This window comes from Inhella crocodyli (genome assembly GCF_004004565.1).
In the GTDB taxonomy this organism is placed as follows: Bacteria; Pseudomonadota; Gammaproteobacteria; order Burkholderiales; family Burkholderiaceae_C; genus Inhella; species Inhella crocodyli.
This window is the reverse complement of sequence record NZ_SACM01000002.1, coordinates 67,650-83,519: the sequence shown is the minus strand read 5'-3', so window position 1 is coordinate 83,519 and position 15,870 is coordinate 67,650. Positions and strand designations below refer to the sequence as shown.

Genomic DNA, 15,870 nt, shown 5'->3' with positions numbered 1-15,870 from the left:
ACGTGCTTTCGTCCATCGATGCGTCGCTTGCGCTCCATCCTCCATTCGTTCGCTTGGCGCATTCGCGCTTGGGTGGGCAGTGACCGGGTCGATGCTGCCTGGGTTCGGCTCGCGCGGGTTTACCGCCCGTGGGTGCGTGGCCCCATCGCGATTGGGGTCACCGGCAGCGGCGGCAAGTCGACCGCCAAAGAGTTGATCCACGGGCTGCTGGCGTCCACGGGACCGGGCGTGGCCAACCCCGGCTCGCTGAACATGCTGCACCAGATCGCCAAGGTGGTGCTGGCGATGCGACCTTGGCACCGCTATGCGGTGGCAGAACTCACCGAGCACGAGCCCGGGGCCATGGCCGCCAACGTTGCCTTGTTTCGCCCGTCCGTGGCCCTGGTCACGCTGCGTCGCGACGACCACGCGGCCGCATTCGAGGGCGCGGCGCAGGTCTTGGCGGAGTTTGCCTGCCTGCTGGCGTCACTGCCGGCCTCTGGCACCGCGGTGCTGAACGCCGACGAGCCCGAGATCGCGGCCCTGCAGGAGCACACCAGCGCCCGAGTGATCACGTATGGGGTCGCCGACCATGCGCACGTCCGGGCCGAAGACGTTGACGGCGACTGGCCAAGCACGCTGTCGATGACCCTCGTACACGGCGACGAGCGGGCACGCGCCACGACACAACTCCACGGCCGCCACTGGGTGCCGGTGGTGCTGGGGGCCGTGGCCACCGCGCTGGCCTGCGGCCTGTCACTGCGGCAGTGCGCACAAGTGCTGGGCAGCTTGCCGGCCTTGAGCGGACGGATGCAAGGGCTTACCACCGCCGACGGGGTGCACGTCGTGCGGGACGACTACAAAGCGCCGTATTGGACGGTCGCGGCGGGCCTGGATTTCTTGCAGCGAGCGAAGGCCCCGCGCAAGGTTGCCGTGATCGGCAGCTTGTCCGACTTTGGGCCTGGCGTCGGCGCGGCAAAGCGCTACGCCCAACTGGCGGAGCAACTCAACGGGCTGGTCGACCTGGCGCTGTTCGTCGGCCCCTGGGCGACGGCGGCCTTGGGCGCTCGGTGCCACCCATCGACCCGACGCATGGCGTTTTCCAGCGTGCTGGACCTGTCGACCTTTCTCAACGCCGAGCTGAGGTCTGGGGATCTCGTGTGGCTCAAGGGCACCAACAAGCAAGACCATTTGGAGCGACTCCTGCTGACCCGGGACAGGCAAGTCGACTGCTGGCGTGACGACTGTCGCCTGACGCGCAGCTGCACCAGCTGCCCGGAATTGGGCCGCCGCAGCCGTCCTCCCAACCACGGGGCGACGGCGGTCCGCAATGACGAGGCACCCGCCCCGGAACACCCATGGCAAGCTGCGCCACCCGCCGCGGACGAGTGGGTCGCGGTCGGATTGGGCAACGCTGGCGCGCAATACGACAACACCCCGCACAACCTGGGTGCCGCCACGCTGCAGGCCCTGGCCGCGGCGGAAGGATGGACTTGGCACCGCGACACAAACATGCATGTCGCCCGGGGCTCGTTGAACGGCCGCTCGGTGTCCCTGCTGCTGCCCCAAGTGGCCATCAACCTGACCGGCCCGGCGCTGCGGCGCATCGCCGAGCGCTGGGGCTTGGCGCCCGCGCGAATGGTGTTGGTCCACGACGACCTGTCGCTGCCCCTGGGCACGGTGAAGCAGCGGCAGGCAGGCAGCGCCGGCGGACACCGAGGCATCGACTCCGTCTTGGTCGCCTTCCAGTCCGACGGCTTTTGCCGCATCAAGGTCGGGGCGCGCCCCAGCGAGCCCCCCGAATCGTGGATCGACCACGTGACCAAGCCCTTCGACCCGTCATCCCACGCGCTCGCGAATGCGGGGGTTGAGCAGGCGGTGGCACGCCTGCGGACCTTGTTGCGCCAGGCGCCACGAAAGGCCGAGACATGACACTTAACTTGTGGGCTGCACTGGGCTGGCGACTTCGCGCCAAGGTGGGCGACGCCGCCGTGGACCGGGTCTGGGTGCGCTGCGGCTTGGCCTACCGCCCGTGGCTCAAGCGCCCCCGTTGCATCGGCGTGGCCGGAAGCGCAGGCAAAACCACCGCGAAGGAATTGCTGCAGGGGATCCTGTCGCAGCACCTGCGTGGAGAAGCCACGCGAGCCTCGCTGAACGCTGTCCCAGAAGTGGCCAAGATGGTCGTTCGCCTGCGCCCCTGGCACGACTACGGCTTGGTCGAAATCAGCGAAGACCGTCCAGGCGTGATGGAACAGAACCTCGCACTGTTGCAGCCCTCGGTCGCCTTGATCACCCTGCTCCGCGATGACCATGCCGCCGCGTTCACCCACCCGCAGGGCATTGCCGAGGAGCTGGCCGCATTGGTTCGCGGCTTGCCCGCCCACGGCACAGCGGTGTTGAACGCCGACGACGCGCCCACCCTGGCCTTGGCGGCTGAATGTCGCGGGAGCGTTCTGACCTACGGCCTGGCGGCCCAAGCTGACTTGCGAGCCGAGGAAGTTCGCTCAAACTGGCCCGACCGGTTGACCCTCACGCTCGTCCACGGCAACCAACGGGTGCGCGCAACCACGCAACTGTGCGGCAATCATTGGGTGACGGCAGTACTCGGTGCAGTGGGCGTGGCCTTGGTCTGCGGCCTGAGCCTCCAACAGTGCGCCGACGCGCTGTCGCGCGTTCCCGCCTTCGACGGGCGCATGCAGCCCGTGACCACCGCCGATGGCCTTCATTTCATTCGGGACGATTTCAAAGCGCCCATGTGGACCTTGGACGCTTGCGTGAATTTCCTCGCCCAGGCTCAAGCACCACGAAAGTGGGTCGTTTTGGGCGAGGTTTCGGACAAACCCAAGGGAGCCAGCAAAGAGAAGCACATCGCCAAGCTCGTCCAGCGCCTGGCCGACGTGTCCGACGAAGTGCTGGTGGTCGGCCCTTGGGCCACCGTTGCATTGGAAGTGCAAGGTCGGGCAAGCGGGCGCGTGTGGGCCTTCGACACGGTGTGGGGGGCCCAGGCGCATCTGGCGCAGCATGCGAAGGCTGGCGACCTGGTGCTGCTGAAGGGCACGGGGAAGATCGACCACCTACAACGCTTGGTGCTGGCACGCAGCAACGAGGTGCGCTGTTGGCAAGACGACTGTCGCCGCGAACAGTTTTGCAGCGACTGTCCCGACCGCATGCAAGACCGGCGCGGCCAAGTTCCAGGGGTCGAGCAACAAGCCCGATGGGACCGCGACGTGCCCAGTGTGCCGTGGCCGCAATTGGGGCCCAGGGATTGGCTTGTGATTGGCTTGGGCAACCCCGGTGACGCTTATCTCGGGACGCCCCACAACGCAGGCGCTGAAGCCTTGTCAGCCATCGTGCGAAGTGGGGGCGGCGAATGGACGGAGTCGCCCGCAGGCGCTTGGGCCGCAGTGACCATGGCCGGCTGCAGTTTGCTGTGTTTGCAACCCAATGCACCGGTCAACTGGACCGGGGAAATCGTGGTGCGCTTGATGGCGCACCTCGGGCTCCCGCCCGAGCGTGTGCTGCTGGTGCACGACGACTTGGCCCTCAGCCTGGGCAAGGTGCAGGTCAAGATGCACGGGCACGCGAGCGGACATCGTGGCGTTGCCAGCGTTTTGGTGCATGCGCAATCCGATCGGGTGCGGCGTGTGCGCATCGGTGTCAAGCCGGAGGCCGGTCCGATTCGCGCCGACTATGTCACTGCACCATTGCCCAACTCGGCCCTGGACGCTCTGCGCGCCTGCCACGGCACCGTGGCAGAGCGCATCGCCGAGATCGTGCCCCTGCATTTGCCAGGCTAGGTGCTTCCGCCAAGCGCGTCGATCGCCACCAACACCGTATCGGGTCAGCGGGCCGTGACGTTTCCTTCGGACATGGCCTCGCAAAGCCGTGCCTTCGGATTGCACCGCATGACCGGCATGGGGGTCACCGTGCACACACCCAGGCGTCCGCTGACCTGGGCGCGATTCCGCTGAGTCGCGGCCCAAGCCTCCGCCAGCCGGGCAACTTGCTTCGAGTCGCTGGTGTCGTGGGAGGCAGGCCAGTACGTTTCCGGCCCGCCACAAGGACGCGAGCCGATGGGCACCGCCCAGCAGGACGCATCGGTGAGGCAGCGAGGCTCGCCAATCGCAGCCTTCAAGGCCTCCAAGCCCGCAGCATCAGGGTCGGCAGCCCCCCTTGGACTGGGCGACGCCGCCGCCACCCAGCCTGGAACGAGCAGCGCGGCACCAACCAACCATGCGCCCCAGCCGCCAAGCTCAATACGCGACACGGCGCACCTCGAAGCCCTGGGCGGCCAACAAGGTCGTGAGGGCCTTGGGGCCGGTCATGTGCAGCAGGCCCACGGCGGCCAGCACGGGCTTGCCCTTGGCGTGCTCTTCGGCGATGCGCTGCGCGATGTTCGGGTTGCGGTCGTCGTTCAACACTTTGCTGAAGGCCCGCTCTTCGGCCGTGGGCTGGCACTGGCAAAGCTTTTCGAGGCTGTCCACGGTGTCCAAGTCGCCCTCCTCCCAGGCCTTGCCGATGCGGGCGATCTGGCTCCGGGCTTTGCCGGCTTCGAGATCGGCCATCACGCGCTCGAAGCTCTGGCGGGCTGCGACAGGGTCTTTGGGCAGCAGCACGCCCAACTGAGACCGGATCGATTCGAGCGACACGATCGGCCGCTGCTGGGCCCGTGCCAGGGCCAAGAGATTGGGTTCCTGGCCAAAGGCCGCGTCCAGGCCCTCGTGCCGACCGGCCAGGACCACGTAGGTGATGGCTTGCATCACGGGGTGCATGGCAGCGAGCGCCGTGCGCGGCACGCAGGCCGCGTCGGCCTGGGCGTCCAGCCGGGCCTGGTCCTTGTTGCCGAGGGCCAAGGGGGCCGCTTCCGCCATGGCGGCTTGCATCTCCGATTGCGTGCTCGGCGCCGTCACGTCCACTTCCACGGCCAGCACTTGGGTCTCGCGCAAGGCCTGCATCAGGCGGGGCCCGGGAAAGGCCCAGGGCAGTTTGCCGACGTGCAGGGTGCCAAACAGGTAGCTGGTGCGGCCATCCTTGGTGAGGGTCCACAGCGCACCGCGGTCCTTGGCGTTCTTGAGGTTGTCGGCGATTTGCTCCTGGCTCGGCGCTTGCGCGACGGGTGGGCAGTCGGTCTTGGCGTGAACGCCTGCGAACAGGCCCAAACTCAAGGCCAAGGCGGTGAGGGTGCGTTTCATGGGGATCTCCGGTTGAAGGGGCTTACTGGGCCCTGAGGCCGTCGACGATGTTGAGGCGCGCGGCGCGCCAGGCGGGCAGGAAACCGCCGACCAGCCCCATGAGCAGCGCGAACAGCAGGGTTTGCGTCACGATTGGCGGGGTCATCACAAAGCGGAACGCCACCTCGCTGAAGGTTTGGAAGTTGGTGGTGCTGATGTTCACGCCCTGCATCAGGGCCGCGCCGCCCAGACCGAGCAAGCCGCCCACGAGGCTGAGCAGCAGGCTTTCGGCCAGGAAGGCCCACAGCACGGCCGGGCGGCGAAAGCCCAGCGCGCGCAGGGTGGCGATCTCGCCCGTGCGGCTGGCCACGGCGGCGAACATGGTGATCATGGCGCCGACGATGGCGCCGATGCTGAAGATGATGGACAGCGCCAGACCCAGGTAGCGGATGAAGGTGGCCAAGGCCTGGCTTTGCTCTTCGTAGAACTGGCGCTCGGGCTTGAGGTCGAGCGTCAGCCGGGGGTCGGCGGCGGCGCGGGCGATGAAGGCCTCGGCCTGGGTCGGGTCGCTCAGGCGCAGCACCACGCTGCTGGCCTGCAGGCGCCGGAAGGCCTGCATCATCTGCTCGCTGTCGCCCCACAACTCGCTGTCGAAGCCGCTGTTGCCGGCGTCGAAGACGCCCACCACGGTCCAATCGCGGCCTGCGAAGCGCAGCGTTTCGCCCAGCCCGGCGCCGGTGAAGCCGCGCGCCGTGGCCTGGCCGGCGACGAGTTCGCTGCTGCCGGGTCGGAACATGCGGCCGGCCACCAGCTTGACCTGTGGGCGCAGCGCCAGACCGAGGTCGGAGGTGCCGCGCACGCTGACGTTGCTGGGCTTGCCGGTGGCGCGCTTGGGCAGGTTGTTGAGCACCACCGGCTCGTAGCTGAGCAGCAAGCGGCCATCGGCCGCGGTGGCCACGCCGGGCAGGCTGCCCAGGATGGCGGCCTGCTCGCGGCTGACGCCCGAGTTGATCTCGGCGCCCGCGCCCTTGCGCAAGGCCAGCAGGTTGTCCGGGTTGCCCGTGGCCACCAGGGTGGCCTTGATGCCCTCGCTCATCATCAGCACGGTGGCGAAAACGTAGACCACCAGGCCCAGGCCCAAGGCCGTGAGCGCCGTGGTGACGCGCCGCACCCAGAGGTTGCGGGCGATGTAAGACCAGGGCAACTGCTTCATGAGGCGGCCGGGTCAGGCGACATGGCGCAGGCCGTTGACGATGTCGATGCGGCCCATCTGCCAAGCCGGCCAGGCCGCGGCAATGAAACCCACGGCCATCGAGGCCCCGATCTGCAGCGCGATCGTGGTCGCCGAGATCTCGAACACCGGCAGCACGCTGCCGACCACCGAACCGAAGGCCGCGGCGATGGGGAAGCTGACGGCGATGCCCATCGCCCCGCCCAGCGCCGCGATGAGCAGGCTTTCGCCGAGCAGCAGGCGCGCCACGAAGCCGGGGCCGAACCCCAGGGCCTTGAGCGTGGCGTACTCGGCCAGGCGCTCGCGGGCCGTCATGGTCATGGTGTTGGCCATCACGGCCAGGATGATGAGCACGACGATGTAGCTCACGGCCTCGATGGCCACGAGGATGGCCTCGCTCATGGACACGAAGCTGAGCTGAAAGGCCGACTCGGTCTCGGTCAGGCTCTCGGCCAGGGAGTTCTTGAACATGGCGTCCACCCGGCCAGCCACCGTGGCGGCCTGCGAGGGGTCGTCGATGCCCACGATGAACACACCGACCGAATCGCCCCGCTTGGGGAAGCGCTTCTTGACCGACTCGTTCAGCAGCTGCCAATGGAACAGCATCTGGTTCTCGTCGGTCTTGGCGTCGCGGCCCTCCCAAATGCCCCGGATGGTGAAGTTCCAAGTGCCTGGGTAGATGGTGCCGCGGATGGGCACCGTGTCGCCCAACTTCCAGCCGTACTGGTTGGCCAGCTTGCGCCCGACGACGGCCCCCTGGCGGTCCTTGATGAAGGCCAGCTTCTCGTCCTCGCTCATCACGTACTCGGGGTAGAGCTTGAGGTAGCTGGCCGGGTCGACGCCGAACTGCGGGAAGAAGTTGCGCTCGGTTTGGTAGATGCCGCCGAACCAGTTGGCCCAGGAGACGCTGCTGACGCCGTCGACCCCGCGGATGCGCTGGGCGTAGCTGATGGGCAGCACGAAGGTCAGGCTGGTGGCGTTGCGCGCCACGAGGCGCGTGGCCGAGCTGGCCTGCACGCCGGCGTACCAGGCTTCGTTCACGGTGCGCAGCAGGCCGAAGGCGGCGATGGCCACGACCAGACCGAGCAGCGTGAGCAGGCTGCGCAGCGGGTGGCGAAAGGCGTTGCGCAGCAGCAGCTGGGTCAGGAACACGGGCGCCCTCCCGGCGAGCGCTGGCGGTCGTTGCCCACCCTGGGGTTCACGCCGCCTCCCCCACCACCAGCACGCCCTTTTCCAGCTCCACCAAGCGCCGCGCCCGGGCGGCGGCCTTGGGGTCGTGCGTCACCATCACGATGGTCTTGTTCAGCTCGCGGTTCAGCCGGCCCAGCAGGTCCAGCACCTCCTCGGCCGTGTGGCGGTCGAGGTCGCCGGTGGGCTCGTCGGCCACGATGAGCGTGGGGTCGGTCACCAGCGCGCGGGCAATGGCCACGCGTTGCTGCTGGCCGCCGCTGAGCTCGTTGGGGTAATGGTCGAGGCGCTCGCCCAGGCCCACCAGGTTCAAGGCGGCCAACGCGTGCTCGCGGCGCTGGCGCGCATTCAAGGACGTGAGCAGCAAGGGCAGCTCGACGTTTTCCAGCGCCGTCAGCACCGGCATCAGGTTGTAGAACTGGAAGATGAAGCCAATGTTGGCGGCGCGCCAGTCGGCGAGCTGGCCTTCGCTGAGCGTGGCGATGTCGGTGCCGCCGATCTCGATGGTGCCGGCCGTGGGCTGGTCGATGCCGGCCAGCAGGTTCAGCAGCGTGCTCTTGCCGCTGCCGCTGGGGCCCATCAGGGCCACGAAGTCGCCCTCGGGCACGTCGAGGTCGATGCCTTCCAGCACCGGAATGAGCTGGTCGCCGCGGCGGTAGCTCTTGGCCAGGCCGCGCAGGCGGATCAGCGGCGCCGACGGCTTCACGTCCGTCTCGTCCGTCTCGTGCGTCACTTCGCGCTCACCTTCACCGCCTGGCCGTCCTTCAGGCCCTGGGGCGCGGCCACGAGGCGATCGCCGCTGGCCAGTTGGGCACCGGCGGCCGGGGTCACTTCCACGGCCTCGGCCAGCTTGCGGCCGGCCTTCACGGCCACGGCCTGCACCCGCGTGCGGTCGCCCTCGGTCACCAGCTTCCACACGGTGCCGTCCACCAGCGCCTTGGCCGGCACGGCCAGCACGGGTTGCTGCTCGGCGTCGGTGGGGCGCTGGCTGAGGAACAGCACCTTGGCGCTCATCTCGGGCAGGATGCGGTCGCTGAGCGTCTCGAACTTCACCTTGGTCATCACGGTGGCCTTGGCCCGGTCCACGGTGGGCACGATGCTGGCCACCTGGCCGCGGAAGCGCTGGCCCGGCAAGGCGTCGAGCGTGATCTCCACCGGCATGCCCTGCGTCACCTTGGCCAGGCTGCCCTCGCTGACGTCGGCCTCCACCTCCAGGGTCGAGAGGTCGGCCAGGGTCAGCACCGCACCTTGGCTGCCGGCCGCGTTGGAGAACGGCGTGATGAGGTCGCCCACGTTGGCGTTTTTGGCCAGCACCACGCCGTCGAAGGGCGCGCGGATCTCGGTGTAGCCCTGGTTCACCTGCTGCACGCCCAACTGCGCGCGGGCCTGGGTGACGCTGGCCTGCGACTGCGCGGCGCCGGCTTGCGCGCTGGCCACGCTGGCGCGCGCGGCGTCCAGGCGCCGCTGCGCCGCGTCCAGGGCTTGGGGGCTGACGAAACCCTGCTCGCGCAGCTGGCGCGTGCGCTCGAACTCGGCCTCGGCATTGCTCAGCTCGACCTGGGCTTGGCGCACCAGGGCCTGGCCTTGCGCCGCCAGCGCCTGGGCCTGGCCGATGGCGGCTTGGGCCACCTGCAGCGTGGCCTGCACGTCGCTGGCATCCAGGCGGGCCAAGAGTTGGCCGGCTTGGACGCGGGAGCCCTCGCGCACGTTCAGCTCCACCAGCCGGCCCGTGGCCTTGCTGGCCACCGCCGCGCGCCGTTGTGCGACGACAAAGCCACTGGCCGTGAGCTGCTGGTACTGCACCGAAGGGGTGGTCTGCGCCACCGACACGGTCTGCACCTCGGGCACCTTGGGCTTGAGCACGGCGCCGCCGATGGCCACCGCCACGGCGGTGAGCAGGCCCCAGCGCCAGCGCCGCCGCCGCTGCGGGGCACTGGCGGCACCGCGTTGAATCTTAAGGAGACCGGTCGAGGGGGCGTCAGTGGCCATGGCGGGTCGTCGAGAAGTGGCCACGCATTGTGGTCGTGATACTGGCGGCCTATGCCAACGCGCTCCTTATTGCTCACGGGCTTTGAGCCCTTTGGCGGCGAAGCCGTCAACACCAGCCAGCAACTGGCCCTGGCCCTGGACGGCGAACGCCTGGGCGGCTTGGTGGTGGCCGCGGCCATCTTGCCCTGCCGCTTTGCGTCGTCGCTGCACGCGCTGGACGCCTTGATCCAGCAGCACCGGCCGGCCTGCGTGGTCGCCTTGGGCCAGGCCGCCTCGCGCCACGTGCTGTCGTTCGAGCGCGTGGCCATCAACTGGATCGACGCCCGCATCCCCGACAACGACGGTGCGCAGCCGGTGGATTTGCCGGTGCTGGCCGGCGCCCCGCCCGCGCGCTTCACCACCCTGCCAATCAAGGCGCAAATGGCGGCCGCGAAAGCGGCGGGGGCGCCGGTCGAGATGAGCCTGAGCGCGGGCAGCTTCGTGTGCAACCAGGTCTTCTTCGGCCTGCAGCACCGCCTGCGGCGGCAGCCGGCCGTGCGCAGCGGCTTCATCCACGTGCCGGCCCTGGGCGAACGGGCCGACCTGCGCCCTTGGCTGGCGGGGCTGCGCGCGGCGCTGTCGGCCTGGGACGCCGACGAAGCGCACGCGCCCGCCGGCCGCACCGATTAACGACCCAGGCTGTCGGCGAAGAACTTCAGCAGCGCCGCGTGCGTCGCCGCTTGGGCGCGGGCCGTGGCCGCGGGCGTGCCGCCGTTCTTCATCGGGCCGTCGTTGTAGTGCGTGGACGGGCCGGTGCCGGTGCCGCCCAGGAAGTGACCGGCCTCGGGGAAGACCAAGGCCACCGTTGGCAAACCGGCCTTCTGGCGGGTGGCGGCGATGTTCGCGGCCATGCCGCCGCTGTCCCACAGTTGATCGTCCCCGCCGCCGGCCACCAGCACGGGCGCGGCAATGCGCTCCACGGGGATGCGCGCCTTGGCGATCACCTCGGGCGAGGCCGCAGCGCGACCCTTGTCGTGGGGGCGGCGGATCTTCACCGGCTGGCCCGTGCTCAGGCCCGCGAACTCTTGCGAGAAGTCTTGGTAGGGCACGAAGGCGTAGGGCTCGCCCTTCCAGGCAAAACTGGCGCGCACCCCCACGGGGCCCGGGCCCGGCCCCCAGCCTTCCCAGACCACGTCGGTGGGCACGATGGCGGCCACGGCCTTGATCCAGGGCATCTTCACGCCCGCCAGCAGCACGAACTCGGCGCCCTTGCTGGTGCCCATCACGCCGATGCGGCTGGCGTCAGCCTCGGGCTGCTGCGCCAACCAGTCACGCGCCAGCTCCAGCCGGTCGACGGGGATGTTGACGAACTCGGCCGGCAGGCTGGGCAGCTCGGGCGGCATCGGGCCCGTGGGGCCCCACTGAGGGGGCGAGTAGTACGGCAAGGCCAGCACGGCGTAGCCCCGGCTGGCCCAGGGCGCGGCGTCGCGGGCGATCATCGAACCGCCCTCGCTGCCGCCCAACAGAATCAGGGTCGGGCGCTTGGCAGCGCCGGGCAGGCTGGCAAAGACCGCGCCCGGGAAAGCCTCCACCTTGCGCGTCACCACCTCGGGCAGGGCGTTGCGAAAGCTCAGGCTGGCCTCGGCCAGCGGCGGCGCATCGGCCGCGGCCTCGGCCGCGTGCAGCCGGAAGTCCACGCGACCGAAGGGCTTGCCTTTGACCTCGCCTGCGCCGGGCTTCATGGACCACAGCAGGCCGCGCACGTCGGCCCCTTCGTAGCTGCTGCCGGGCAACGGGGCGGCGGTGCTCAGGTCCACACGGCCTTTCGCGTCGGCCTGGAACACGGCCTGGGACTCGAACAGCGCCACCTGGCCGGTGAAGGTCTGCACGGCACGCTGGGCGTGCAGGCGCACGCTTTGGCCCGGCTTCAAGTCGGCCAGTTGCAGTGCGATGGGATCGCCCGCCAGCACGGGCTGGGGCACGTCGATGGCGATGCGCTGGGCCGATGCCGAAGCGCCAATGCCCAGCAGGGCAATCGCCAAGGCCAAACGATGAACAGGGTTCATGGGGAGGTCCGGTTGAGGAAAGGCGCGCACTCTAAAAAGGCTTTGCGGTCGATCGACTCCTCCTTGCGACGGATGGACAAAGGGCGCGCTGAACGAACAGCGCACCGGACCGTTGACCGAGCGCCCTACCATCGCCCCCCATGCACACCGAGCTCAGCCCCGCCCTGCGCGACGACCCCGCGGCCCAGGCCGCGGCGCGGCGCATCCAGGCGTGCGTGCACTGCGGTTTCTGCACCGCCACCTGCCCCAGCTACCAGGTGCTCGGCAACGAACTGGACAGCCCCCGGGGCCGGATTTACCTGATCAAAGAAGTGCTGGAAGGGGTGCCCGCCAGCCGCGAGACGCAGCAGCACCTGGACCGCTGCCTGACCTGCCGTGCCTGCGAAACCACCTGCCCCAGCGGGGTGCAGTACGGTGCCCTGATCGACACCGGACGCGCCCTGGTCGACGCCGCGGTGACGCGCCCGCTGGGCGAGCGCTGGGTGCGCGCGGCCCTGGGCGCCGGCCTGACCTCGCGCGCCTTCGGCCCCGCGCTGCGCCTGGGGCAATGGCTGCGCCCGCTGCTGCCCCAGGCCTTGAAGGACAAGGTGCCCGCGCACCGCCCACCCGGGCCGGTGCCGAGCACGCCCCGGCCCCGCAAGGTGCTGTTGCTGGCAGGCTGCGTCCAACCGGCGATGTCGCCGGGCATCAACGCGGCCACGCGCCGGGTGTTGGACCGCTTGGGCGTGTCTGTCGAAGAAATCGAGGGCTGCTGCGGCGCGTTGCGCAGCCACTTGGGCCAGCACGAGGCCGGCGAGCGCGACCTGCGCCGCCTGGCCCGCCGGGCGGCCGATCGCCTGGGGCAGGCCGAGGTGCTGCTGTCCAACGCCAGCGGCTGCGGTGTGGCGGTCAAGGACGCCGCCCAGGCCCTGCCCGGCCATCCCGACGCCAAGCGCACCGCCGCTGCCACGCGCGACCTCGGCGAGTGGTTGTTCGACCCCGAGAACGGCTTCGTCGAGCGGCTGCAAGCGCTGCTCGGCGCGCGCATCGCGGGGCGCCGCATCGCCTACCACCCGCCCTGCACCTTGCAGCACGGGCAGCGCCTGAAGGGCGGCGTCGAGGCCGGCCTGCGCGCGCTGGGCTTCGACGTGCAACTGCCCGCCGAGGCCCACCTCTGCTGCGGCTCTGCCGGCACCTACTCGGTGCTGCAGGCGGGCACGGCCCAGGCGCTGCGCAGCCGCAAGCTGGCGCACCTGCACGCCTGCCGCCCCGAGGCCATCGCCAGTGCCAACATCGGCTGCCTGACGCACCTGCAGGCCGGCACCGACGTGCCGGTGCGCCACTGGATCGAACTGCTGGACGAGGCCTTGCTCGCCTGAAAGCGCCTTCGGCGCGCGCCCAAGGGCGCGGCAGCGGCCCACAATCCAGGGTTTTGCCGTTCGAGACCCGCATGCCCCGCCGCCTGCCCCTGATCGCCACCCTGGCACTGGCCGCCACCACGGCCCTCGCTGCGCCTGCGGCCAAGGCCCCGCCCCTGGTGGTGTTCATGGCCATCGACGGGCTGCCCATGCGACAGATCGAGCAGTGGGCCCCGCACTTCGGGGCGGACGGGTTCAACCGCTTCCTGCGCCAAGGGCGCACCTACACCCAGGCTTACTACCGCCACGGCCACACGGTCACCGGGGCCGGTCACGCCACCATGCTCACCGGCGCCTACCCCCAGCGCACCGGCATCATCAGCAACGAGTGGATCGACCCGCTCACGCGCCAAAACGTGTACTGCACCGAGGACCGCGCCCACCAGTACCTGGACGGGGGCAGCACGCCGTCCGATGCCGGCACCAGCCCCAAGAACCTGCTGGCCGAGACCGTGGGCGACGTGCTCCGCCAAGGGCAACCGGCCGCCAAGGTCATCGGCATCTCGGGCAAAGACCGCGGGGCCATCCTGCCGGCCGGCCACCGCGGCACGGCCTACATGTACCGCACCGAGAACGGTCGCTTCACCTCGAGCACCTATTACATGGCCGCCCACCCGGCCTGGGTCAACGCCTTCAACGCCCGCCGCCCCGCGGACGCCCTGTGGGGCGCCGTGTGGAAGCCGCTGCTGCCCGAATCGGCCTACGCCCAGAGTGCGCCCGACAACCAGCCTTGGATGAGCATCGCCGGCTTCGGTCGCGCGCTGCCGGCCACCATGGGCGCCAACCAAACAGAGCCTGGCCCCCGCTACTACACCGATCTGCTGACCTCGCCGTTTGGCGACCAGTTGACCCTGGACTTCGCCCGCGCCGCGATCGACCACGAGCAGTTGGGGGCCGACGCCGTGCCCGACCTGCTCAGCATCAGCCTGTCGGCGCACGACTACGTCAGCCACGCCTTCGGCCCCGAGTCGCGGATGGCCCACGACCACCTGCTGCACCTGGACCGCCTGCTCGGCGCCTTCTTCCGCGACCTCGACGCGAAAGTGGGCCCCGACCGCTACGTGCTGGTGCTGACCGCCGACCACGGCTTCGGCGACACCGCCGAATGGCGGCGCCAACAAGGGCTGCCCGGAGGGCGCCTGTCGACCAGCCTGGTGCTGTCGGCGCTCAACGCCGACCTGCAGGACCGCTTCGGTCTGCCCAAGATGGCCACGCACTCTTCGGCCGGTGGCGTGTTGTTGGACGAGGCCGCCATCGCCAAGGCCGGGCTGAACCCGCAAACGGTGTACGAGGCCGCTGCGGCTTTCCTGCGCGGCCTCGAGGGCATCGCCGACGCCAACACGCGGACCGAACTGGCCGGCAGCGTGCCCCCGCGCGCCGACCAGCCCTTCTTGGCCGCCCACCGCTTGAGCTGGCACCCGGCGCGCAGCGCCCCGGTGGCCGTGACCCTGGCGCCTGGGTGGATCGCGTCGAGCCGGCCCAACGGTGCCTCGCACGGCACGCCCCACGCCTACGACCAGCACGTGCCCATCTTGATGTGGGGCCCCAGCTGGTGGGGCGGCAGCGCCCGCATCGACACCCCGGTGCAGGTGGTCGACATCGCCCCGACCCTGGCCGCCGTGCTGGGCCTGCGCCCGCCCGCCCAGGCGCAAGGCCGCGTGCTGCCCACGCCCGAGCGGCCCCGGCGGCCCCAGCGCTTGTCCCAAGGGGCCAGCGCGTCCCAGTCCCGATAGAGTGAGCGGCCCCTTGCGACCGCCCTTGCCAGCGCCAGCGCCGACCCTGCGCCACCCCGGAGCCCGACATGCACTTTGACCTGCCCGCCCTGCTCAGCGAGTACATGCTGCCCTTGCTGCTGCTGGTGCCCCTGGCCATCGTGGTGGTGCTGATCGCCGCCCGCTCGAACAAAGACGACCACTGGTCGCACAGCCGCAACGACCTGCTCGGCCCCGGCCGCCGGCCCGAAAGCACGCACCGGCCCGACGGCACCCAGCGCGCCGCCTTGCCGCCCGTGCGCCCCGATTTGCCGCGCACGCCCATGCCCAGCCCCTTCGCGCCGGCGCCCGCCCCCGTGCCGGTGCCAGCGGCCGAGGTCGCCCCGGCGCCCGCAGCGCCATCGGCGGCCGTGGCTGCGCCCGCCCCCGTACCACCGGCCGCGCCGGCGGAAACGGCACCGGCCAAGCCCCTGTTCGACGACGATCACCCGGCCACGGTGCCCGGCGCCTGGGACGACCGCCCGACCGTGCCCGGGGCGTGGGACGACCGCCCCACCGAGCCGATGGACCTCGGCCCGGCCGTCACGCCCTACTTGAGCCCCAGCGCCCCGGTGGCACCTGCATCGCCGTTGTTGCGCGAGGTCACCCCCGCCGCCGACGCCCCGCCCCGCCGCCGTGCGGACGACCGGCCGGCGACCCCGGACGCCGACAGCGCGCTGCTGCTGCCGCGGCGCCGCGCCAGCGACCGCGTGGACAGCCCCGCCGCGCCCGCCGCCGGCCCGACGCCCATCCTCATCGTGGACGATTCCGCCGTGGTGCGCGCCAAGCTGGGCAAGCTGCTGACCAGCAACGGCTACGCGGTCACCGTGGCCCGTCACGGCCAAGAGGCCTTGGAGGCCATCGGTCAGCAATGGTTCGCCGTGATGATCACCGACCTCGAGATGCCGGAGATGGACGGCTTCGAGCTGATCGCCCACGTCAGCGGCGACCTGCGCACCGAGAACTTGCCCATCGTGGCCATCACCGGCCACGAGGCCCTGCACGCCCAGGTGCACGACGCCAAGGGCCTCTACGGCATCTTCAAGAAGCCCTGGAACGACCGCGAGATGCTGCAGCGCGTGGCCGCGCTGAGCGTGCTGCGGCCTCGCGCCTGAGGCT

At 70.3% G+C, this 15,870-nt stretch carries 12 protein-coding genes; 6 read left to right on the top strand and 6 right to left on the bottom strand.

Features of this window, described 5'->3' with window-relative positions; translation table 11 throughout:
• The first annotated feature begins 27 nt into the window (after window positions 1-27).
• Window positions 28-1,911 (top strand): aminoacyl-tRNA hydrolase, encoded by a 1,884-nt coding sequence (pth, locus tag EOD73_RS08290; protein ID WP_164845996.1) that lies wholly within the window; start codon window positions 28-30, stop codon window positions 1,909-1,911.
• Entirely contained in the window at window positions 1,908-3,776 is a 1,869-nt protein-coding gene (gene pth / locus EOD73_RS08285; protein ID WP_127682533.1) for an aminoacyl-tRNA hydrolase, read from the top strand. Before pth (EOD73_RS08290) ends, pth (EOD73_RS08285) begins: the two co-directional genes overlap by 4 nt.
• Before the next feature lie 456 nt (window positions 3,777-4,232).
• Here pth (EOD73_RS08285) and EOD73_RS08280 read toward each other — a convergent pair whose 3' ends face one another.
• From EOD73_RS08280 to EOD73_RS08260, 5 genes are read right to left on the bottom strand one after another with little or no spacing between them, the layout of a single operon-like run.
• Window positions 4,233-5,171 (bottom strand): TraB/GumN family protein, encoded by a 939-nt coding sequence (locus tag EOD73_RS08280; RefSeq protein ID WP_127682532.1) that lies wholly within the window; start codon window positions 5,169-5,171, stop codon window positions 4,233-4,235.
• Between the two features lie 22 nt (window positions 5,172-5,193).
• On the bottom strand, window positions 5,194-6,363 hold the full coding sequence (locus EOD73_RS08275) for an ABC transporter permease (protein WP_127682531.1): 1,170 nt from the start codon (window positions 6,361-6,363) through the stop codon (window positions 5,194-5,196).
• 12 nt (window positions 6,364-6,375) lie between these two features.
• The gene (locus tag EOD73_RS08270) at window positions 6,376-7,533 is read right to left on the bottom strand and encodes an ABC transporter permease (protein WP_127682530.1); all 1,158 of its coding nucleotides are present in this window, start codon (window positions 7,531-7,533) and stop codon (window positions 6,376-6,378) included.
• Window positions 7,534-7,579: 46 nt separating this feature from the next.
• Window positions 7,580-8,275 (bottom strand): ABC transporter ATP-binding protein, encoded by a 696-nt coding sequence (locus EOD73_RS08265; RefSeq protein ID WP_127682973.1) that lies wholly within the window; start codon window positions 8,273-8,275, stop codon window positions 7,580-7,582.
• Window positions 8,276-8,298: 23 nt separating this feature from the next.
• Window positions 8,299-9,558 (bottom strand): efflux RND transporter periplasmic adaptor subunit, encoded by a 1,260-nt coding sequence (locus tag EOD73_RS08260; protein ID WP_127682529.1) that lies wholly within the window; start codon window positions 9,556-9,558, stop codon window positions 8,299-8,301.
• A gap of 51 nt (window positions 9,559-9,609) precedes the next feature.
• Between EOD73_RS08260 and EOD73_RS08255 the strand changes: the two genes are divergently transcribed.
• Entirely contained in the window at window positions 9,610-10,227 is a 618-nt protein-coding gene (locus EOD73_RS08255) for a pyroglutamyl-peptidase I (protein ID WP_127682528.1), read from the top strand.
• Here the strand turns inward: EOD73_RS08255 and EOD73_RS08250 are convergent.
• Window positions 10,224-11,603: an acyl-CoA thioester hydrolase/BAAT C-terminal domain-containing protein gene (locus tag EOD73_RS08250; protein WP_164845995.1), complete on the bottom strand. Its 1,380-nt coding sequence runs from the start codon at window positions 11,601-11,603 to the stop codon at window positions 10,224-10,226. The two genes, EOD73_RS08255 and EOD73_RS08250, sit on opposite strands and share 4 nt — an antisense overlap.
• Before the next feature lie 140 nt (window positions 11,604-11,743).
• Here EOD73_RS08250 and glcF point away from each other — a divergent pair, with 140 nt between their 5' ends.
• From glcF to EOD73_RS08235, 3 genes are all read left to right on the top strand, one after another.
• Window positions 11,744-12,961, top strand: a complete 1,218-nt coding sequence (gene glcF, locus EOD73_RS08245) for a glycolate oxidase subunit GlcF (RefSeq protein WP_127682526.1) — start codon at window positions 11,744-11,746, stop codon at window positions 12,959-12,961.
• Window positions 12,962-13,032: 71 nt separating this feature from the next.
• The gene (locus EOD73_RS08240; RefSeq protein WP_127682525.1) at window positions 13,033-14,733 is read left to right on the top strand and encodes an alkaline phosphatase family protein; all 1,701 of its coding nucleotides are present in this window, start codon (window positions 13,033-13,035) and stop codon (window positions 14,731-14,733) included.
• Window positions 14,734-14,801: 68 nt separating this feature from the next.
• The gene (locus EOD73_RS08235) at window positions 14,802-15,866 is read left to right on the top strand and encodes a response regulator (protein ID WP_127682524.1); all 1,065 of its coding nucleotides are present in this window, start codon (window positions 14,802-14,804) and stop codon (window positions 15,864-15,866) included.
• Window positions 15,867-15,870 lie beyond the last annotated feature (4 nt).

Bases quoted from the DNA above. Each gene is read 5' to 3' on its own strand.
- pth (WP_127682533.1), top strand. From the start codon at position 1,908: ATGACACTTAACTTGTGGGCTGCACTGGGCTGGCGACTTCGCGCCAAG.
- EOD73_RS08280 (WP_127682532.1), bottom strand. From the start codon at position 5,171: ATGAAACGCACCCTCACCGCCTTGGCCTTGAGTTTGGGCCTGTTCGCA.
- EOD73_RS08275 (WP_127682531.1), bottom strand. From the start codon at position 6,363: ATGAAGCAGTTGCCCTGGTCTTACATCGCCCGCAACCTCTGGGTGCGG.
- EOD73_RS08260 (WP_127682529.1), bottom strand. From the start codon at position 9,558: ATGGCCACTGACGCCCCCTCGACCGGTCTCCTTAAGATTCAACGCGGT.
- EOD73_RS08255 (WP_127682528.1), top strand. From the start codon at position 9,610: ATGCCAACGCGCTCCTTATTGCTCACGGGCTTTGAGCCCTTTGGCGGC.
- EOD73_RS08250 (WP_164845995.1), bottom strand. From the start codon at position 11,603: ATGAACCCTGTTCATCGTTTGGCCTTGGCGATTGCCCTGCTGGGCATT.
- glcF (WP_127682526.1), top strand. From the start codon at position 11,744: ATGCACACCGAGCTCAGCCCCGCCCTGCGCGACGACCCCGCGGCCCAG.
- EOD73_RS08240 (WP_127682525.1), top strand. From the start codon at position 13,033: ATGCCCCGCCGCCTGCCCCTGATCGCCACCCTGGCACTGGCCGCCACC.
- EOD73_RS08235 (WP_127682524.1), top strand. From the start codon at position 14,802: ATGCACTTTGACCTGCCCGCCCTGCTCAGCGAGTACATGCTGCCCTTG.